This window comes from Mycoavidus sp. HKI, assembly GCF_020023735.2.
Taxonomy (GTDB): domain Bacteria; phylum Pseudomonadota; class Gammaproteobacteria; order Burkholderiales; family Burkholderiaceae; genus Mycoavidus.
The window spans coordinates 1,408,924-1,431,050 of the sequence record NZ_CP076444.2 but is presented as its reverse complement, the minus strand read 5'-3'; the positions used below and the strand labels follow the sequence as shown (position 1 = coordinate 1,431,050).

9 protein-coding genes and 2 pseudogenes are annotated in these 22,127 nt (G+C 49.1%); 6 read left to right on the top strand and 5 right to left on the bottom strand.

Going from position 1 to position 22,127, the window contains the following annotated elements; all coding sequences use genetic code 11:
- Window positions 1-34: 34 nt before the first annotated feature.
- The 4 genes and pseudogenes from panD to KMZ15_RS05630 form a co-directional block, all read right to left on the bottom strand.
- Window positions 35-421 (bottom strand): aspartate 1-decarboxylase, encoded by a 387-nt coding sequence (gene panD, locus KMZ15_RS05645; protein ID WP_223691481.1) that lies wholly within the window; start codon window positions 419-421, stop codon window positions 35-37.
- Between the two features lie 109 nt (window positions 422-530).
- Window positions 531-1,367, bottom strand: a complete 837-nt coding sequence (gene panC / locus KMZ15_RS05640; RefSeq protein WP_223691471.1) for a pantoate--beta-alanine ligase — start codon at window positions 1,365-1,367, stop codon at window positions 531-533.
- Between the two features lie 74 nt (window positions 1,368-1,441).
- Window positions 1,442-2,299 (bottom strand): annotated as a pseudogene (locus KMZ15_RS05635) (ScpA family protein); the annotation flags it as partial.
- Window positions 2,300-2,312: 13 nt separating this feature from the next.
- Window positions 2,313-2,498 (bottom strand): DUF3460 family protein, encoded by a 186-nt coding sequence (locus KMZ15_RS05630; RefSeq protein WP_223691469.1) that lies wholly within the window; start codon window positions 2,496-2,498, stop codon window positions 2,313-2,315.
- Window positions 2,499-2,803: 305 nt separating this feature from the next.
- Here KMZ15_RS05630 and KMZ15_RS05625 point away from each other — a divergent pair, with 305 nt between their 5' ends.
- Together KMZ15_RS05625 and KMZ15_RS08965 are read left to right on the top strand one after the other, a co-directional pair.
- On the top strand, window positions 2,804-4,519 hold the full coding sequence (locus tag KMZ15_RS05625; RefSeq protein ID WP_223694725.1) for an autotransporter assembly complex family protein: 1,716 nt from the start codon (window positions 2,804-2,806) through the stop codon (window positions 4,517-4,519).
- Complete coding sequence (locus tag KMZ15_RS08965; RefSeq protein WP_308710172.1) at window positions 4,519-7,779, top strand: translocation/assembly module TamB domain-containing protein; 3,261 nt, start codon at window positions 4,519-4,521, stop codon at window positions 7,777-7,779. Before KMZ15_RS05625 ends, KMZ15_RS08965 begins: the two co-directional genes overlap by 1 nt.
- Here the strand turns inward: KMZ15_RS08965 and metG are convergent.
- A pseudogene (gene metG, locus KMZ15_RS05615) lies at window positions 7,778-9,460 on the bottom strand (methionine--tRNA ligase); the annotation flags it as partial. The gene KMZ15_RS08965 and the pseudogene metG sit on opposite strands and share 2 nt — an antisense overlap.
- A 78-nt stretch (window positions 9,461-9,538) precedes the next feature.
- Between metG and KMZ15_RS05610 the strand changes: the two are divergent.
- The 4 genes from KMZ15_RS05610 (at window position 9,539) to KMZ15_RS05595 (ending at window position 22,097) form a co-directional block, all read left to right on the top strand.
- Window positions 9,539-9,697, top strand: a complete 159-nt coding sequence (locus KMZ15_RS05610; protein WP_223691467.1) for an HRDC domain-containing protein — start codon at window positions 9,539-9,541, stop codon at window positions 9,695-9,697.
- A gap of 147 nt (window positions 9,698-9,844) precedes the next feature.
- Window positions 9,845-19,543, top strand: a complete 9,699-nt coding sequence (locus KMZ15_RS05605) for a hemagglutinin repeat-containing protein (protein WP_223691465.1) — start codon at window positions 9,845-9,847, stop codon at window positions 19,541-19,543.
- A gap of 10 nt (window positions 19,544-19,553) precedes the next feature.
- A complete protein-coding gene (locus KMZ15_RS05600; RefSeq protein ID WP_223691463.1) occupies window positions 19,554-20,345 on the top strand; it encodes a hypothetical protein in 792 nt (263 codons plus the stop codon).
- Window positions 20,346-20,774: 429 nt separating this feature from the next.
- Window positions 20,775-22,097, top strand: coding sequence for an IS5 family transposase (locus KMZ15_RS05595; RefSeq protein ID WP_223691461.1), 1,323 nt, complete (start codon window positions 20,775-20,777; stop codon window positions 22,095-22,097).
- Window positions 22,098-22,127: the final 30 nt, after the last annotated feature.

Sequence of the window (22,127 nt, the reverse complement as noted above, 5' to 3'; positions counted from 1 at the left end):
ACTGACTGACAAATGACCCAAGCAACTAATTCGGCTACGATACTTGTACCGGTACATGGTCACGGCTGCCCTTGATGCGGTTGTTATGATCCACAAACACCAAATTAGGCTTAACATTGCCTGCACGTATATCAGTATCATCAAAAAAGCCAAATGCTGCGATGATCACCAGGTCGCCTAACTGCGCGCGCCGTGCCGCTGAGCCGTTCAATGAAATCGTGCCGCTGCCGCGCTCGGCGCGTATCGCGTAAGTCGAAAAACGCTCGCCATTATTGATATTCCAAACATCGATTTTTTCGTTTTCTATAATGTTGGCGGCTTCGAGTAAATTTTCATCGATCGCGCATGAGCCTTCATAGTGCAACTCGCAGTGAGTGACTGCGGCGCGATGAATTTTTGATTTCAGCATAACGCGTTGCATAGACAGTCCTTAATAAAATGAATGATAGGAAGATAATAAAGGGAATCCGGCAAAAGATCAAAGCCAAAGGAGGTGGAGATCTATCTTGGCTCTGTTGATTGCACTTGCTTTAAATTTCAAGATTATCGATCAAACGGGTTGTCCCGAGTTTTGCTGCCGCGACGATCACCAATGGCGCATTTGTTTCGTGCGCAGCTAAGGCCTGCAAATCGGCCTGTTTGCGAATCGTAATATATTGCGGTTCCCAGCCACGGGCCGCGAGCTGAGCCATCGCTTCTTGCTCGAGTGTAGCAAAATCGTTATGGTTTTCTTCAATAATTTTGCGGCGTATATCCGATAGTGTTTTAAATAGCATGGGCGCTTCAGCGCGCTCTGTTTGATTAAGATACATATTGCGTGAAGAAAGCGCCAGGCCATCCTCATCCCGCACCGTTTCGGCGGCAATAATTTCAGTGGATAACGCAAATTGTTGACTCATCGCGCGTACGATCATCAGCTGTTGGTAATCTTTTTTGCCGAAGACCGCAATGCGTGGCTGGACACAGCAGAATAACTTCATGACTACGGTGCACATGCCTTGGAAATAGCTGGGTCTGAATTCGCCCTCAAGGATCGAGCTCATGCCATCGGGGGGATTCACACGATAGTGCTGTGGTTCCGGATATAAATCCGTTTCGGTGGGCGCGAACAGCACATAGACATTTTCGCGTTGTAGTTTTTCAAGGTCCTCTTCAAAGGTGCGTGGATAATGGGCAAAATCTTCTTGTGGCCCAAATTGCAAGCGATTGACGAAGATGCTGGCGATGACTGGGTCACCATGATGGTGGGCGAGGCGGATTAAGGATAAATGTCCTTCATGCAAATTACCCATTGTAGGTACAAAAGCCGTGCGATTTTGGCCTCGTAATTGATCACGCAGTTCTTGGATCGAGCGAATGATTTTCATAGATGGAATGATTCCAGAGCGGTTGCTTGGCCAGTCGTTAAGAGTGAATCGCTGGTTGGCGCAGATTCAAGGGTGCTAGGGGTATAAGAGAGGCGGACATAAATTGGCGCAAACGCTTCTGCCTGCGTGATTTCAATCAGTGTTTCACGCGCCAGTTCAAGGATGGCGATAAAATTGACGATGATGACTGGCGCTGTTGATGTCGGTTCAAATAGTTCACTGAATTCAATAAAGCGGGCGTGCTGTAATTTACGTAAAATAACACTCATATGCTCGCGTACCGAGAGCTCGGCACGGGTAATGCGGTGGTGCTCAACAAGTTTTGCACGTTTCATGAGTTCTGCCCAAGCTGTGCGCAGATCTTCGGTGCTCACCTCAGGCAAGTGCGGGGCAAGACTGGGTGCAATATAAATGTTGGCGCGTAGGAAGTCGCGCCCAAGTTGCGGCAGCTGATCGAGTTTGAGCGCCGTGAGCTTCATTTGCTCGTATTCGAGCAAACGCCGCACCAGTTCAGCGCGCGGGTCTTCCGCTTCTTCATCTGGGGCGGCTTTTTTGACCGGCAACAACATGCGCGCCTTGATTTCAATCAACATCGCCGCCATCAGCAGATATTCGGCCGCTAGCTCAAGGTTGTGGTTGCGTATCTGCTCAACATACTCAAGGTATTGGCGGGTGACGGCAGTCATTGGGATATCAAGCACATTGAAGTTCTGTTTACGAATTAAATAAAGCAACAGATCAAGCGGCCCTGCAAATGCTTCGAGAAAAATTTCCAGCGCATCTGGCGGAATATAAAGATCATGCGGCAGTTTAAAAAGCGGCTCGCCATACAGATGCGCATAAGCCACGCCATCAATCGTATCTGGCGTTGAATCAGCAGTAGGCGCCATCAACGCGTCGTCAGCTATCGCGCTTAGTGCCGGCCGCTTCATGACTTAAGTCACTTTAATAATAGACGTAGGGCTTTTGCTGGATACGGGAGGTCTGCTGCCGCGCCCGCTCGTCAAGGTTGAGCGGGGATTTATCCCACAATAACATGCGCCCGCGACGCTGTGCTTCTTCCAGCGCAGGCTGTTGCTGTTTGAGCTGGTGAATAAACTGAGTAATCTCGGATTGGTAGTGGCGACTCATTTTAAGCAAAATATTGGATAGCTCTCGCAGTTAAGGCTTAACGCAGTCGTAAGCTTAACGAGCGATCGACTTCATTAGGGTTCAATCGGGTTCAATCTTATATTAAATTGCCCTTGAATGCCGGCTTTAGGTTAATTTTTAGGTCTTTGGGGGTGAAATTGGCGGTATAAATGTGTTCCAATGCTATTGCTTGCGGCAATTTCTGAATCTATGTAAGCGATCGGAAAATTCTATTGGAACCCAGTTTGAGCAAGATCGGACAACAAATAAGCAAACGAGTGCGCGATTGGCAAGGGGTATGTGGCATTGGACTGGTCATCATCTTGGCCTGTTTACCCGTGTCTGCACAAGCAGAATATACCGTTGATATTGAAGCGCCTCGCAAGCTCAAAGCCTTGCTTAAAAAGCATTTGGATTTGGCGCGCTTTGCCAAGCGCGCTGATATCAGTGATGAACAGTTTGAGTTTTTAGTGACGGCCGCGCCTCAACAAGCGCGTGAGCTCGCTGAAACAGAAGGATACTTTAGTGCCGTGGTGACGACAGATGTCGTCACGCTTGGCAATCAGCCGGAGGTTACCATCAGCCTTGAGCCTGGCCCGTGCACGGCGATTTCATCGGTGGCGCTCAATTTTACGGGAGCTATCCAAACCGAAGAGCCTGCGCGTGAGGATCTGGTGCGTCGTGCCTGGACATTGCGCCGCGGTGATGCATTTAGTCAGTCTGCTTGGGAGGGAGCTAAAAACGCTTCATTAAAAGCGTTGCAAGCAAAACGCTATGCCGCGGCCAAAATTCTCCACGCGCAAGCGTTGATTGACCCTCGTAGTGAGCAGGCTAGGCTGGCGGCCACGTTCGATAGCGGCCCGACTTTTACCATGGGAGCGATCGAAATTAGTGGCTTAAAGCGGTATCCTGCAAAAATCATTCATCATGTGAACCCGCTGCAGCCGGGTGAGCTGTATAGCGTGGAGCGGCTACTTGAATTGCAAAGGCAGGTGCAAAACACAACTTACTTTGCCAGTGTCGCAGTCGATGTGGCAAACGATGCAAGCCAGCCGCACCACGTGCCGGTAAAAGTGAAAGTCAGTGAATATCCATGGCATTCAATTCGTTCAGGGATTGGGTATTCATCCGATACAGGCGCTCGGGTGCAAGGTAACTATGTCTATAACAATATGTTTGGCCGCAGTTGGATCTTGAATGCGCAAGGCCAATTCGAGCAGCACCAGCAAAACATTGCCCTGCGTCTATCGATGCCGCCTGATCGCAAAGCTTATACCAACAGCTTATTAGCGACTCACACCCGCACTAACATTGAAGATACGGATATTCGCAGCCTGCGTCTTGGTGCTCAACGCGCACGCTCATTAGAGAATTATGATTATGCTTGGTCACTGCTGTATTACGAAGATCAGCTAAGCCAAAATGCCAGCGCGCCAGATGTGAGCCGTGCGCTTGTGCCAACTTGGTCATGGACGCGCCGAGATGTCGATGACCCGATGTTTGCCCGTCGAGGTAATATTGTTTCGTTATCGGCCGGGTTTGCTGTGAAAGATTTGATGACGGAGCAATCGTTTGGACGTTTCTATATGCATGGGCGCCAGTATTTTCCGCTTGGCAAAAACGATCTCGTTTTGTTTCGTGCAGAATTAGGTAGTGTTTTGACTGCGGGTGGTTCAACGGGTATTCCAGCTTCGTTGTTATTCCGGGCGGGCGGGGTTAATTCGGTCCGCGGCTATGGCTATCAAAGTATTGGCCATGAAGTAGCCGGCTCGGTCCTGCCGGCGAAGCATTTAGTTACGGCAAGCAGTGAATATCAGCATTGGTTTAATCGGGATTGGGGCGCGGCCGTATTTTATGATCTAGGAACCGCCACCGACAAATGGACAGAAAAAACCTTTTATCAAGGGATGGGCATAGGAATGCGATGGCGTAGCCCGGTAGGGCCGATTAACTTGGATTTGGGGTATGGTTTGCGGGATCGTAGGATTCGGCCCTATTTAACACTTGGCATTGCATTCTGATGAGGGGGTGGCGCGTACTCGGTTGGCTGGTGCCAGGTATCTTGGCAATCGCCGTATTGATGGCAGGTACACTTTTGTATGCCAGCCATACCGAAAAAGGAACTCGTTCTCTCTGGCAAATTGCGCTCATGCTGTCGGGCGGCCGTTTAAGCGGTGCCCTAGACGGCGGCACTCTGGCTAGCGGCTTGCATGTGCAACAACTCGCATGGCGGGCTAAAGGCAAGCAAATCTACATTGACCGGATCGATGGTCAGTGGGGTTTTGCGCGCAAGCCATGGCGCTTGAAAGTAGATTGGCTGCGTATCGGCACGGTGGACGCACATTTTGCCCCTACCCCCAAAACGGCTAAAACATCGAGCTTGCCATCACTGTCAAAGAAGCTTGCGCTGCCGTGCGCATTTGAGATTCTAGAGCTGCGCGTTGACCGTTTGCGTTTACATCAGGTGCCGCCAGATACACCGCACATTACCGATGAAACAGGCAAAGCAAGCGCCTCGGTGACTGAATTCAGCGAGTTGGCTGTGCGCGCTCGTAGCAATCGTGATCGCCATCAACTTACCGTTGAGCAACTCATCACACCCTTTGGCGAGCTTAAAGGGGAGTTCCAGCTTGATGCTCGCCAACCTTTTGCGCTGACTGGCACGGCTCATTTCTTAAGCCGGTTGCACCCTAAATCTGTTTGGCCAATCCAACAAGTGCATCTGCGTTTATCGGGTTCGCTTGAGCAGATGATCATCGATGTGGACGCACTAGGTGCCAAACTGGTAAGCCATGCTCGGATTGAAATCACGCCGCCATTTTCAGCGTCATCTGTAGAAGCGGCGGCGGAGTTAAAATTTAAGTTATATGATAGCGTTTATGCCGGCCTGCCGCTCACCGGCTCGGGCATTGTGCAATTAGGCGCAGAACGCGTCTTGTTAAACTCAGTACAACTCTCGATTGCGGGCAATACAACGGTTTGGCAAGGTAGCTTAGGCCAGCCAGGCGACCAGTTGTTGTTTGAGCTGAATGCGCCTCACCTTGAACGGCTGGCAGCATTTTATTCTGGTTTAAGTGGCAGATTCAAAGCAAAAGGGCATTTAAGTGGGCATTTTGCCAAGCCTAATATTGTTGCGAGTTATCAAGCTGCGTCGCTTGGATTGGGCCAAACTCGCATTGAACAGGCAACGGGGCAGATCGAGATGCATGAGGCGGCCAATAGCGCCCTCGTATTGAACCTGGATGGGCGTAATCTCGTGATGCCCGGCGTGACGGTGCAAACCCTGAAAGCACGGGTGGCGGGTACGCGCGAGCGCCATCGATTGACTGCAAATGCAGTCGGCCAGGCCAGTAAAAAGCCGTTCGATCTAAGTATGGCTGCGCATGGCAGCTTACAAAGCACCTTAGCGAAGATGAGTTGGCACGGTACGCTGACCCAGTTTGAAAACCGTGGCTCGCTACTCAATGTAGCCGCGGGCTTGCCCATTCTACGCCTCGTCGCACCTGTTGCCATCAGCATCGAGCCTAAACGTTTCAGCCTTGGAGCGATGCAATTAGAGATTGAGCAAGCAATGCTTGATTTACGCGCATTGGTTTACGAGCCGGGCCTGATTCGTTCAGCAGGAACGCTAAAAGGGATTGATGCGAGTTGGTTATTGCGTCTTGAGCAGGCCTTAACCGGTAAGATGGATGCTTTCAAAACCGACCTTGTCTTGGATGGTGATTGGGATTTTTCATTAGGCGAGAGGGCGACTGGCTATTTACAATTGATGCGTCGAACAGGCGATGTAAGGCTCAATGCTAGCCGGAAATTCACCGCGCTTGGCCTTGATCTCCTGTCAGCACGCGTCGATTTATCTGGCCAGCGGCAGGCTCATCTCAGCCTGCGCGCACACGCTGCGCGGCTTGGTGTATTGGAGGCGAATTTACATTCATCACTGAGTTTAAATCAGGGCCAGTTGTCGATTGCGCCTGAGGCGCCGCTGTCAGGACGGATCACCGCGTCACTGCCTTCGCTCAAAACCATGAGCGCTTTGCTTGGCCCGCAATATGTGTTTGAGGGGCGTTTAGCGATGGACTTGACTCTGGCCGGACAGATTGCCAAACCTAAATTTTCGGGCCTATTAAGCGGTGATGACCTAGCCGCAAACTTGCTCGATGATGAGATTGCATTGACGCGAGGTATTGTGCGCATTGCGCTATCTGAGAATCGGGTTGATTTTCGGCAGGTTGAATTTCATGGTGTGGAAGGTACCTTGCGCATTCTTGGGAGCATTGCACTGGATCATGTCAACCCTGCTTTATCGGCCAAGATCGTCGCGGATAAATTCGAACTCTTTGCCACGCCAGACAAACAGTTATCCCTCTCTGGCCAGGCCGTGCTCGCCAATCATGATGCCGCAGGCGGGTTAGCGATCGACGGCGACTTTAAGATAGATCATGCGCTGTTTGATTTGCCGGCCACGTCAGCACCTAAACTGGGCGATGATGTGGTGATTATCCGCGCCAATGACGAGCTAGCAGGGGCCGCACTGAACCTTGTCGCGCCAGATGGCGAGCGGTCCGCCGGTCGTTTTTTGCCGGCGGCAAAAATCCATATCGATCTCGGCCGTGATTTTCGTTTTCATGGCGCTGGCGCAGATTTAAAACTACGTGGCAAATTAGGCGTAACCAGTGAATTTAACCAACCACTCCATGCCGTTGGCGATATTCGGGTCGCTCAGGGTTCAACCTATGAAGCATTTGGTCGCAAGCTTGCGATTGAAAATGGCTATTTTGGATTTAATGGACCGATTGCTAATCCAAGTATTAATGTTCTTGCGATGCGGCGTAATCAGGAAGTTGAAGTTGGCGTGCAGGTCAGCGGTACCTTACGTATGCCGAACGCACGGTTGGTTTCAGAACCCAATTTACCTGACAGTGAAAAAATTTCTTGGCTGCTATTTGGGCATGGCAGCAGTGACAGCATGAATCTGGGGCAAACAAATACCGCCGCGGCAGCCTTTGCATTACTAGGCGGCGTTGGCGGCAAGCGGATCGCGCAAACGATTGGTCTCGACGAATTTTCGATTGGTCAAAGTGAGGCCGGGCTAACCGATCCGCAGGTCGCTAACCTTGCCAAGGCGCTGAATGAACGTTTTGTCCTGGGCTATGAACAAGGGCTCACAACCGCGGCCAGCATTTTCAAAGCGACTTGGCAATTTTCTCGCAGTTGGTCACTGACGGCCCATACTGGAACGCTCAATGGCATTGATTTGCTCTTTAACCGGCGCTTTGATTGAGTGAACTCTGGTTGGCCGCTAATAACGCCTCAATTTGCTTAGCTTCAACACGTGTCATTAAATGCTGGTAGGGTTGAAGCGGTTGCTTAGCCGTGAGCGGAGTTAAATCATGCGACCAGGTCAGGGGTTCAATGCTAAGGAAAGCCTCAACTTTAGCGGCTAAGCCCGGCAAAACAGGTTTGAGCGCAAGCGTGAGCAAGCGGAACGCTTCTAAACTGACACTACATGTTTCATGTAATGTGGTTGTTTGGGTAGGGTCTTTCGCCAGACTCCAGGGCTTGGTTGTATCAATATAAAGATTGACCGCATCGGCTTGTTCCATGGTGATGCGTAATGCGCGTGCGCTATCGCGGCTTTCGTAGTGGGCGGCGATGGTCGGCAGCGCAGTGCGTAGTTGCACCAGTAATGGATGATGCATGGCGCTGTCTAGTACGCAACCATTAAAGCGCTTAGCTAAAAAACCAGCAGTGCGGCTGGCAATATTGACATACTTACCCACCAAGTCACTATTGACACGCAGGATGAAGTCATCAAAATTCAAGTCAAGATCTTCTAGCGAGCCATTCAGCTTAGTCGCGAAATAATAGCGCAGCCATTCTGGGTCGAGTCCTGCTTGAATATAACTATGTGCAGTAATGAAGGTACCGCGTGACTTCGACATTTTTTGCCCATCGACGGTCAGAAAACCATGCGCAAATACATTGGTTGGCGTGCGGTAACCGGAAAACTCTAGCATCGCTGGCCAAAACAACGTATGAAAATATAAGATATCTTTGCCAATAAAATGATACTGCTCAGCGGTGCTACCGGGTTTAACCCAAGCATCAAAATCCAGTCCCCGTTGATCGCATAACGCTTTAAAGCTTGCATAATAGCCAAGCGGCGCATCAAGCCAGACATAAAAATACTTACCTGGCGCATTGGGAATCTCAAAGCCAAAGTAGGGTGCGTCGCGTGAAATATCCCAATCAGCGAGTTGAGTGGTATGACCGTCTTGACTCTCGGCGCCGCTGCCCAACCATTCGCTCATCTTATTGCGGGCTTCAGGCTGCGCCAGCTGAGCCACCCATTGCCGCAGAAAATTTTCGCAGCGCGGATCGGAGAGCCGGAAAAAATAGTGAGTTGAAACTTTGCGGATTGGCGTCGCGCCGGAAACCACTGAATAAGGGTTCACCAGTTCGGTGGATTGATAGGTCGAGCCGCATACTTCGCATGAATCGCCATACTGATCTTGAGCCTGACATTTGGGGCAGGTACCCTTAATAAAACGGTCAGGCAAAAACATCGAGCGGACTGGATCATACGCTTGCTCGATTTCGCGCGTATCGATTAAGCCAGCGTCCGCCAGGGTCAGATAAACTTGCTCACAAAGCTGTTGGTTGGCGGCGGAATCGGTCGAATCATAATGATCAAAAGAAATCCCAAAGTCATCGAAATCCCGTTTGTGTTCGGCCCAAACTCGTTTGATCAAGGCTTGCGGCGTGACCCCCTCTTTTTCTGCGCGCAGCATAACGGGTGTGCCGTGCGTATCATCGGCCCCTACGTAGTACACCTGATGGCCGTGCATACGCAAGGCTCGAGCCCAAATATCGGTTTGTATATATTCAACTAAGTGACCAATATGAATTTGGCCGTTGGCGTAGGGAAGGGCAGAAGTGACAAGAATGCGGCGAGTGGGCATAGGGGCGTTCAATCAGGCAAAGCATCGATTCTAGCAAAGCCCGAGTGTACCTAGTGCGATTTAAGTTGCTTTGTATGCGTGCCTACTTACATTATTTCCCACGATAGCACCTTAGTTGAACTGGCCCAGCTTGCTCCCTCGACAATGAGTGAGTTACGCGCAGTATCGGGTGTTGGCGCTCTCAAACTGGAGCGCTTTGGGACACAGCTACTAGAAGTGGTTGCGGGTGAGGATTAAAGCATCGAGAGTAAGTTTTAGAAAATCACATTTATTAAAAATATTATTTAAATAAATGAAATTATCATACAATTAAAATTAAAAAATTATTTGTTATATTAAAGACCATCATTTAAACTCCTAATTAATTATTATTAGACGGGGTGAATGATGTTAAGACCAATTAATGGGGTTTCGATTCAACAAATTCGATCTGCTTCTATTGCCCCTAACAGACAAGAGCCAATAACACCCCACCCTAGTGAGGAAGTAGACTCGCCGACTGTGAATACCGCCCAGCCCAATGCGGCAGGCATTTCATATAACGAACACCCAAATTTCAACGTTGATCCACCCGGCGTAACCTTGCAGAACGGCTCTACTGTTCGGATTATTTTGAATCACGTGATAGGGCGCACGCTTTCTCAACTGAATAGCGTGATAAAAATCGCCGGGGAGCCGGCTCAACTCGTTTTTTCCAATGCTAACGGTATTGAGTGTTGGGGATGTAATTTTCTCAATACCAAACATCTTGTGCTCAGCACAGGCGAGCCTATTTTAAATAGTGATGGCGAGCTTCAGGCCTTTCGCGTAAAGGCAGGTCAAATTACGATCAAAAGCAACACGACACTCAAACAGTTTGAGCAAATTGACCTGATTGCGTACTCCATTAAAGTAGAGGGAGAATTGTCCGCCAATAAGATCAACATTAGCACAGGGACGCACGAAATCAATTACGCGAATACGGGTCTGCCCATGATTACGCGGCAACAGGAACTCTCCATCGCACGTAGCGAGACCGATCAAGGTTCGCGACGCGCGAGTCGCTTGCACTTCATCGAGACAGCTAGAGTGTGGGCTAAAGAGCATCTGAATATTCAAGCTGATACGCTAGATAATGCCAGCCCTCGGATTCAATCAAACGGTAATTTAACCGTCAAAGCGGTCAATTTTACGGGTGCGGGAACGCTGAGCGCGGCGCTTGATCTTGCCGCAAAGCTTGAAGAAGACTATACACATAAAAATCAATTGAGTGCCGGCCGTCATCTATCGATTTCGACGACTAAGCGCTTAATTAATCAAGGTACTCTACAGACTCAAGGTGAAATAACCCTAGAGGCAAAAGAGCTTGAGAATCAATCAAAGTCTTTGATAGATGGCGTTTACCTTACGCTCAAAGCAGAAGATCGGCTTATAAACTACGGAGTCATTCAAGGCAGCGCTGTGGTTATTGATACGCAGCACCTGGTCAATGATGGCACGAATAATACCGAGGAGCATCAAGCTGGTGCAATACTGGCGCGCCGTCATATTACAATTAAAGCACAGAGTCTGCGCAACCAAGAACAAGGATTAGTGCGCAGCGATGGCGAACTGACTATAGGAGATGCCCTCGGTTCCCAACGCAAATTGACTGACTCAACCCAAGTGCTGGTGAATTCCGGCTCTTCTATGATTGAGTCAAAAGAAAAACTCTCGATCCAAGTCGGTGAGTTAAACAATCAAAATGGACAAATCACAGCACATTCTGACCTTATCCTAAACAGTCAAGTCATTCTAAACCAGGAAGGGCGCATAAAAGCTCAGGGGGATCAAAGCGTGTTAGATGTTTACACTGCTGCGATTAATAATACTTCCGGATGGCTGCTTCATACAGGAATGGGGCAGACTCAGATTGTGGCGCAGGTAACGATAGCGAATTTCAATACTAAAGCGATAACAGGGGCTGGCTTAATCTTTGGTAAAGGTCCGGTTACGATTCACTCCCCAAAAATAGTAAATTATGAAGGCGGAGCAATTATTTCGGATCAAAGGCTCAAAATAAAAACCCCCTACTTGGGCAATCAATTGAGCACCTTATCGGCTGGCCAGAAAATAGAGATTGACACCGATAAATTACAGAATGTAGGAGGCTTGATAACTGTTGGCGAAGATGAGAAATTCAAGGCGGAGGCTTCCCATAGCGTACAAGGTCCATCCCGTCACGCTCCTGACTTAGTAGGCGTACTTGAAGTGAATGCTCAGGAGGTCATCAACACTGCGTATACGGGTGAAAAAGCCCAAGAGAGTTTAATTCGTGTTCAGGGCAAGGTAGTGATAGAAGCACAGAAAATCTACAATGCGAATAAAAGTCAGATTTTAGGGAAGGAGGTGGATCTGAACTCAAAAGAACTCATCTCCAACGCTGCGAGCACGGTGTACGCAAGCGACAAGTTTTCGCTGAAGGCTCATTCTCTTGTCAATTTAGATAAAGGGATTTTGCAAAGTGAGGGCGATTTCCATATTTCAGTGAATGATGAGTTGGGCAATCTGAAAGGGCAAATCATAGCGAATTCAGATCTTGTTCTGAAAAGTCAGGTGCTTGACAATCAAGAAGTTCATATCGAAACCAGGGGGGATCAAAGCGTATTGGACGTGCAGGTCAACCTGATTAACAATGCCTCTGGCCGACTGCTGAATACAAGTGCAGGACAGACTCAAATTGTGGCCCGTCAGACAATACTGAATCGCAATATGGATGCGGTAAAAGGGAGGGGATTTATTTTCGGCAAAGGCCCTGTGAGTGTCACCTCCTCTCAAATAGTCAATGACAAAGGAGGGGTCATTTTTTCGAACCAAACCCTCGAAATAAAAGCTGCCGACTATGTGTACAATAAATTTGCTACCTTATCGGCCTGCCAAAAAATCGACATTAACACCAGTAGCTTAAACAACTACGCTGGAGGGCTCATTAGTGTAGGAACGGAAGAAGCAGCCAAGACGGCGACCTCGACTGGCGCCCATAGTCCGGATAACCTTACCCATTACGCGGGCGTGCTTACAGTGCAGGCGAAGGAAGTGCGTAACATGCTGGATAAAGGTGAGACGCAAGGTGGTCTGATCCGTTTGCAGGGCAAGATCGAGATGGAAGCAGAAAAAATCTTCAATGGAAATAAAAGTCAGATTTTAGCGAAAAATGTGAGTTTGAATGCAAAAGAACTTTTTTTCGACGCTGGCAGTACGGTATTTGCAAGCGATACATTGGATTTAATGGCGTACATTTTCAAAATAAAGGGCGTAGTGCAGGCGCAGAGTATTCACCTGCTAAGCGGAGTCAGTCAAGTTTGTGACACGGAGGCAAGCTCTTGGAAGGGTACAGTCAGTACACAGCCTCCAGATAAGGAAGCGCAACCTAGCCAAAGCGGGCTGACTGTATTCCAACAGGCCAAGATGTATGCAAGCGGCAACCTATCGATTTCGAGTTCGGGTAGCTTACTGAATCAAGGGGAGTTAAAAATAGAGGGCGATATTTCTCTTAAGGCGAGATCCCTAGAGAATCAAGCAAGCGCTTTGATCGACGGACGATTTTTGACGCTAATCCTACACGATCAGCTTAGAAATGATGGAGTAATCCAAGGCAGCACTGTAGTTATCAGTGCGCAGAGCCTAGTCAATGATGGTAGCGAGGATACCGACGCGCATCAAGCAGGGGCCATCATGGCGCGCCGCCAGCTTGCCATCGGCGCACAGACCCTACACAACCAAGAACATGGCTTGGTGCATAGCGATGGCGAATTGACGATAGGGGGCTCCCTCAATGCTCAGCACAAAGTAGAAGGTTCAGCACAGACTCTAAACAACACCACGTCTGCCACCATTGAGTCAAGAGATAAGCTATTGATCCAAGCCGATCATTTGGACAATCAAAATGGGCAAATCACAACGAGTGCGGATCTTATTCTGAGGAGTAAAAATCTTGATAATACGCAGGGCCATATAGAAGCCAATGGCGATCAAAGCGTATTAGATATACAGGTCAACATGATTGACAATACCGCAGGCCGGCTGCTCCATACTGGCACAGGACAGGCTCAGATTGTGGCCCACTACGCAATAATGAATGGCGATGATGAAGGTGAAAAAGGAGCCGGTTTAATCTTTGCTCAAGGCCTTCTTTCTGTCACCTCACCTAAAATAGCGAATATTGAAGGCGGGAAAATTCTTTCGAATCAAGCGCTCAAAATAAAAGCCTCCTCTTTTTTAAGTAATCAAGCTGGCACGTTATCGGCCAGCCAAAAAATCGAGATTGACACCATCGGCTTAAATAACCTTAAAGGAAAAATCATTGTAGGGTCGGATGAGGCGCACCCATCGCAACCCACCCATAACGCTAACTTGCTTGAAGTGCATGCGAAGAAAGTGTTAAACCATGATGAAGGTCAGATCATCAACACCGGTATAGGTGAAATAAAGATTTTCTCGGATACCATCAAAAATGGCGAGAGTATAGATCCAGAAACACAAGGCGGCCTGATCAGTGCTCAAGGCGGAGTCATGCTGGAGGCGCAAGGTATCTTCAATGGGGCTAACAGTCAGATTTCAGGGAAGAATGTCAATCTGCAAGCAGAACAATCTTTCGCCAACCTCAACGGTACAGTGTCTGCAAGCGACAGATTATCGCTGAAAAGTAAAAATTTTTTGAATTGTATAGAAGGGGTCTTACAAAGTGATGGAGATCTCTATGTTTCAGTAGATCGTTTAATCAACGATGGTATTTTGCACGGCAAGGGTCAAGTCTTGATCGAGGGTGACCAGATAGAGAATAATAAACAGGGATGGAACGACAATTACAAAACTATGCAGCCTCCTCAAAGGCACGTGTTGAAACCAGGCTCGGCTTTGATTGTTGGCGATACGGTTTCAATCGGCGCGCATGATAGGCTCAACTCTATGTTGCTTAACATGGCTGGTGTGATCTTCGCGCAAAACAGTCTTAAAATCGGTGTTAAGGAGGTTCAAAACTTAGAGCGCGGCGTGCTCTATAGCGGCGGTAGTTTAGCCATTGGCGGTGAGTTGGATGCTCAGTCCACAGCGCAGGTCAGCAGTGAACGCATCCTCAATAATGGATCAACGATTGATGCGGTAGGTGATCTCTCGATCCATGCAAAAAAGTTGATCAATCAAAATTCGAGGTTCGAGACCCAAGAAAGGCTGATCGAAGAGCGGGAGATACACGAATGTCAGGATCAGCATACCAACCAACGCTACGATGGATCTCAAATCGGATGGCATGGTGACGTAGGGGGCCTTTACCGAGTGCACCACTCCGGTACAGAAGTGTTTTGTTTTACTAACTATAACTTTACCCGTCGTGTGTCAACGACCGTGGTCACGCACAGCGAACCCGGTAAAATTCAAGCGGGTGGGGCGATCCGCTTATCGGGAGCGGTTTTTAATGATAAAAGCCGGATTATTGCAGGGGGAGCGCTCAGTGACCTCGAAGGTGGAGTGGCTCAGATTAATAACCGTGATGCCAACGGTCGGCGTATCACGACCGATCAGGGAACATCGCAATGGTCAGACAGAGACTGGCATGGTGGCATGTTCAGTCGGGGCTGGACTCGTGATTGGAGCGGGCACGTACCCTACCATCCCGCTCCGGTGATAGAACACCACACTCTGAATGTAGCCGTCTCTCAACAATACACCGCGGTTGACCAGCAAGCGCCCTCTACAGCGTTAGTGCTGAGCACCTCTGCCTTAACCCGCAGCAGCCCTTTCTTAAATAGTGGCTTACAGCACTTTCAGTTCGATCCTGATCGAGCGTATCTAATTCAAACCGATCCCCGTTTTACGCGTAACAGCGATACCGTTTCTAGCAATTTCTTGCTGAATTTACTCAATCTCGACCCCCAACACGTGCCCAAACGCTTAGGAGATGGCTTTTATGAACAGCAACTGATTCGTGACCAGATCATTGGCTTGACGGGTCACTACTATCTATCCGGCTATCGAAACCCAATTGCTGAATTCAAAGCGTTAATGCATAGGGGGGCAAACTGGGCCAAGCAACACCATCTGACCCTCGGCATAGAGCCCACGCCGCAGCAAATTGCCGCCTTAAGCGCGAGCCCAGTTTGGCTGGTGAATCAAAGCGTTAAATTACCCGACGGCTCAGAACAGACGGTCCTGACGCCCAAAGTCTATCTCGCGAAAAGAGATGCCAGTCCAGTTCCGCTGGGCGGCTCGCTGATTTCAGCCAACGCCATTGAACTGCACAGCGACCGCCCATTTAAAAATGCCGGCACGATGATCAGCCGCGGCAAGATGGCTCTCACTGCACGCAATATTGATAACCAGCGCGGCGCAATCGTCAGCTTGGACACCCTCTCGATGCAGGCGAGCCATAACATCGATAGTCGCGCTGGCCAGTTGATTGCCGTCAAAAAAATGACTTTAAAAGCTGGACAGGATATCCATCTCCAAAGCCAAACCCATACGACCCATGCCATCAGCGGCAGCCAGACGGCGCTAGATGGTGTCACCCGGGTCCAAGCCGAGCAGTTGGACGCGTATGCCGAGTCGGATATTCATTTGGCCTCGACTCAAATCAAGGTGGCTGAAAACGCCCGTTTAGAAGCCAAAGGCGACCTCACACTAGGTACCGCCACTGTAGGTGCTCAACACCAATTAGTCTGGGATGAACACAATGACTTAAGCCTAAGCAGAAAAACAGAAATCGGCACGCAAATTGAAACGGGCGGTTCACTTGAACTTAAGGCGGGTCGGGATATCCATGCGGCTGGCGCTTATGTGAATGCTGGAAAAGGACTTTCTGTCAAAGCGGATCGAGATATTAACGTGGAGGCAGCCTATGAAGAGACGGATTTTGAGGAGTCTCATTATCGTGAATCGAGCACTGCATTCTCTTCTTCGAGCGAATTAACGCAAAACAAACTGTATAGAAAACAAGCATTGAGCAGTACCTTATCCGGGGGCACGGTACAGATAGAAGCCGGACATGACCTGAATATCATGGGCTCAAACGTGATCGGGATGCACGATGTGGATCTCCATGCGGCCAACAATATCAAGCAAAAAGCTGTCGAGCAGGCTGAGAGAGGCCAGCACTATTCCGTTAAAGAACGCTCAGGCTTATTAGATAGCGGGAAATTCGGAGTGACGGTGGGCACGCGGACACAAAAAGACGCTCAAGAAAATGAGCACACGCCCCAGATTGGTTCGGTGATAGGCAGTGTATCTGGCCATGTTAGAGCCTTTGCCGGCCATGAATACGAGCAAAGCGGCAGTCAGCTGGTTGTGCCGATAGGCGATATCCAGATTCAAGCTGGCAAGGCCAAGATCGATGTGGCCTATGAGGAGAGCAGGGTCTGGCAGCGTAGTGAATGGCAGCAATCGGGTTTGACGGTTTCGGTCAGTGCGCCCGTGCTTGCAGCGGCGCAAACGAATCAGCAGATGCTGCAGGCCAGTACCCAGGTCAGTGATCCACGGATGCAGGCGTTAGCGGCAGGCGCAGGTGCACTGGCGATGAAAAATGCCTACGATGCGATCCAGGCGGATCCCAAAGCGGTGGGTGGCGCGACAGTGAGCGCCATGATTGGCGAAGATCGTTATGAAACAGAGCAGACGCAGCTGAGCAAGACGGCGCTGAACAGCACACTGGCGGCAGGTGGGAATATATCGATCCAGGTCAGTGGCTTAGGAGAAGAGTCCACGCTGGATCTGATTGGTGCCCGCATAGAAGCAAAACAGGATATTACGCTTAACGTAGAAGGTCGACTGAATGTGGAAGCTGCGCCGAATAGCTTGATTGAGCAGAGTCAGCAGCAGAGCCGGAGTTTTGCAGTGGGGATGGCGACAACGCTTGGCCGCCAGAACTCAGTGGGGGCCTCGCTGGCGGTGAGCGTTGGGCATGGCCATGCAGATGGGGCGCAAATCAGCTATACGCCGACCTTGATCCAAGCGGGTGGCAAGCTGACGCTCAAGGCACAAAGCGATGTGCGCCTAAAAGGCGCGCAGATAGCTGGGGAGCAGGTTACAGCGCAGATTGAGGGGGATCTTGAAATAGAAAGTGTGCAAAACACGGCGACTTACCATAGCCACTCTCAAAGTATCAGTGGCAGCGTAACAGCAGGTTCTGTCTCAGCGGCCAGCCTGCATTTCTCGCAACGTAGGATGGACAGTCATTATCTGAGCGTCGCGGAACAGGCGGGGATTCAGGCGGGAGAGGGAGGTTTTCAGGTAACCGTTAAGGGTGATACGAAGCTTGTCGGTGGCGTGATTGCAGGGGCTGAACAGGCAGTGCGGGCAGGGAGGAACACTCTAATGACAGGAACCCTGCAACAGACTGATCTGACGAATCAAGCGAGCTATGATGCAAGCAGTATCAGTTTAGGTGGAGGGTACAGTCAAAGTGGCAAAGGGGTGGGCTCGAAGCAATCGGGAGAAGTGACAACGCCTGCCCATAGTGGTAATCAGTTGGCGAGCCGGGGTGGCATGAGTGCTGCGATACCGATTGTGATGAGTGCCTCTGGTCAGGCGCAGTCCACAACCCGCAGTGCGATTAGTGGTGCGGAGATTGTGATTACGGATGAGGCCCGGCAAATGGAACTGACGGGGCACAGTGCGGCAGAGACGATTGCAGACCTAAACCGTCATCCGGCACAGAGTCATCAAACGTTAGCGCCGATTTTTAACCGGGCTGAGATTGAGGCTAGCTTTGATATCGTCAATGCATTAGGTCGGGAAGCGGGTACCTTTATCGTCAATAGAGCCCGGGAAGCGGATCATAAGCTTGAGCGGGCCAAAAATATAGAGACGCTGGCCAATGATGAGTTCATGCCTGTAGCGCAGCGGCAGGAATTGCTGGAAGTCGCGGCTGAGTTACGGGCGCAGGCGCAGAATTTGAATAAGCAATGGGGAGCAGGAGGCACCTACCGTCGCATCGTCACTGCGCTGACGGCAGCGGCATCGGGCAATGTGACTGGGACGAGCGCGCAATTTACCCAGGCAGCGGCGCTCAACTATTTGCAAAGCCTGGGTGCCGAAAAAATCAAGTATATTGCAGATAGCCTGCATGATGAAACGGTGCGTGCCGCCTTGCATGGGGCATTAGCTTATGGCGGCGCAGTCGCGCGGGGGCAATCGGGTGGCGCAGCGGCCTTGGGCGCGAGCGCAAGTGTGTTGGTGAATACTCTGTTAGGTCCTGTAGAAGGCGTGTCTGAAGAAGAGAAAGACGCGCGCAAGAATATAGTCACTAGCCTAGTGGCGGGGCTTGCGGATGCAGGAGGGGTTGATGCGACATCCGCGCAGCATGCGGCGCAGATTGAAATAGAAAATAATGCCATGGTGCTGGCAGCACCGTTAGTGGCAACCCCACCTGGACTTGCTTTATTAGGCTTATTAGGCGCAGTGGCTGCAGGTGCGGTGGTGACGAAAGGAGCCATGGATTTTTATGAAGAGTATAAAAAGCGGGCAACAAATACCGAACAGCCTGGAGAAGACGGTAATCAGTTAGTGCAACCGCCTCCGCCGCCGATGATAACGCTGATAGAACCAGAGCAGCCGCCCCTGCTTCCCGGCATGGCATGGCATCAGGATGAAGAAGTGCGGCTTGAAGGCATGCCTAATCAATCTGGAGAGCATATCGTTCAGCCTTTGGCGAGGCCAAGAGAGGTTCAATCAGCAGGTAATGTGATGGAGACGCCGATTGCCGAAGGGTTAGATATATTTGACACGGTTATTTTTAGTAAGGGGGTGAAAGCCAATAGAGATAAGGATTATGTGCCGAATGCTGGTTCTGTGGATAATATGGAGCAGTTTTTTAATGGAACAGAGTTTGGTAAGGAAGTAAAGCGCGTGACTATTCCTACTAACGAGTTCTATAATGGGGAGAGGATATACAGAGCAACTGAAGGAATTGGAGATGAAATAAAAAATGGTGATTTGATGTATTTAGATAAACTGCATAGAAATCATTTGGAAGTATATTCTAGGAATAGAGTTTCCAAGCACGTTTTAAATCTTGATAGAACAATTAATCGGGATAAAACGCGAAAGGCAGAGGGTAGAAGATTGGTAAAATAAAGGGGATGTAATGTTGGATTTTAATAAATTTAAAGCACGTTTAATGGAATTTCTTCAATCTCATGGTTTGACATATGCTGATCTGAAGGCTTCGCATAAAAGAACTGGATATGCGTCGTATATTGATTGGAGAGCTGATTATAACAAATCTTTTAAGAGGGATTTTGAAAAAATAGAGAGAGCGATCGAGTTATATAACAAAGCGTTACCAGAAAAAGATATGCTGGCGGCTAAGGCAGGCCTGATGGATGTATATTTAAGAATTGGATCATTGGCAAGTAGTCCATTCGATGCAATTTCATACGATTTAACAAGGGTGCTTAACAATAAAAGTTTCAATTGGCCTTCTTTTAAAAAAGGTTACACTATTCCAAGCAAATATTTCCATAAAGAAAAAAATGAAGTTACTCAAGAAAGATTAGTAAATTTAAATATAATTAGAAATATCTTAATGGATCTAGTTCGGTCTCATGGTGTGAAGGATGAGGAATTAGAGCGCATGGATAAACGAACGAGGAATTTAATATGGGGCATCAACCTAAAAAGTGACTTTAATCAAATTTTCAATGAGAAACTGTTAGCTTTGCAGATTGCTTTTGATGCATATGAAAAAGCATCTATACAAGAGGATTTGCGAGCAGTTCGAGCAATCCTTCAAAGAATTAGGTTAATAAATTTTCAACTTTATAATTTTTCTAGTGCAGTTAGAAAGGCGCTAGTAAATGCCTGCTTAGATGAACGATTTGGGCCCGATTTCCCGGAAGATTATAAAGTGCCAGCGCACTATAATTATGAAGAATAAGCTAGGCCGTAGGGCAAGGTGAGTTTCGCTTTGGATGACCAAAGCAGTCTCTACTGGTGGCGCCTTAAAACGAAAATGAATTGATTCCTGCAGAAAAACATGGGTTTGACGGTTTCGGTCAGTGCGCCCGTGCTTACAGCGGCCCAAACTCGAGAGACAAAAAAACGGGACTAAAGCCCCGTAATAAGAAACAAGAGAAGAAGGCGGCACAGAGAGAATGATTCTCTCTGTGCGCCGAAAGGTTTGTCAGAAGACTACCCGTTAAGCTCTCAATTTCTTTGGCAATTTTGTTGATTTCACTGGATAGTCGGTCCTGAATAATTCGTAAGTTCTTTTGTGGTAAAGGTTTTGCGTCGAGATAGGGTGGCATAAATTGCAAGAAAATGGCATATTAAGAAAATAAATCCTGCAATTTGTGATGAGGCAAGAATGGGTCCAAAGGCAACGGCGAGCACAGGAGATTTATTCCGGCATCCGCTAAACGAACAGATCAATATGAAGCATCCGTTGGTGCGACTGGCGGGTTTAATCAACTGGGATCAGCTTAGCGCGTTGATGAGTGAGAGCTTCACCTCAAACAGAGGTCGACCTGCGACCTCGCCGCGGCTCATAGCCGGCTTACTGTATCTGCAATACGCATTCAATTTGTCTGATGAAGAGGTGGTGTTGGGTTGGCTGGAAAACCCCTACCAACAATTTTTTACAGGGGAAACGTACCTTCAAACTGAGGCACCGATTGACCCGTCAAGTCTAACGCGTTGGCGTAATCGGCTTGGTGAAGCGGGCGTAGAAGAGCTATTAGCGGAGACGATCGAAGCGGCCAAACGTAGTGATGTCATCAAAGCATCGAGCGTAAAACGAGTGATCGTTGACACCACGGTGATGGAGAAGGCGATATCGCATCCTACCGATTCGCGATTGCTAGAGCGTTGCCGAGAGCATCTGGTGAAAGTGGCGGCACAATACGGTTTAAAGTTACGGCAAAACTACAACCGAATTGCGCCTCGCCTATCAACCCAGATCAGCCGTTATGCGCACGCGAAGCAGTACAAACGAATGAACAAGGCGTTGGGTACACTACGTTCGCGAGTGGGGCGAGTGATGCGTGACGTTGAGAGACAAATCGAGTCAGTGGCCGTACAAGGCCGTGATGCATTGAGAGAGTTGATATCCCGCACAAAACGAATCATTTCGCAAAGGCCCAAGGATAAAGACAAACTCTATGCTCTGCATGCCCCAGAAGTGGAATGCATAGCCAAGGGCAAGGCGCGTAAGCCTTACGAGTTCGGTGTGAAAGTATCGATCACGACGACTCACCAGGAAGGGTTGGTGGTTGGCGCACGCTCAATGCCAGGAAATCCTTATGACGGTCATACGCTGGCCGAAGCACTAGAACAAGCAGCGATCCTGTGTGATGTGACTCCAGAGGTTGCGATCGTTGATCGCGGTTACAAAGGCATTGAGATCGATGGCGTAAAAATCTATCACTCTGGTATGCGTCGGGGTATCACACGTACGCTACGCGCGGTCATCAAACGACGCAGTGCCATTGAGCCCACTATTGGCCATATGAAAGCGGATGGGAAACTAGACCGAAATTGGCTCAAAGGCGCGTTAGGCGATGCCATGCACGCGGTGCTCTGTGGTGCTGGGCATAACTTACGTATGATCCTCAGAAAGCTTCGGCTTTTTTACGTCTTTCTTTTATCCGTTTTATTCCGTCATACCTTTACTGTTGGTTTGAGTTTTTAGATCACATAGTACGCAAAACGATTTATTCAG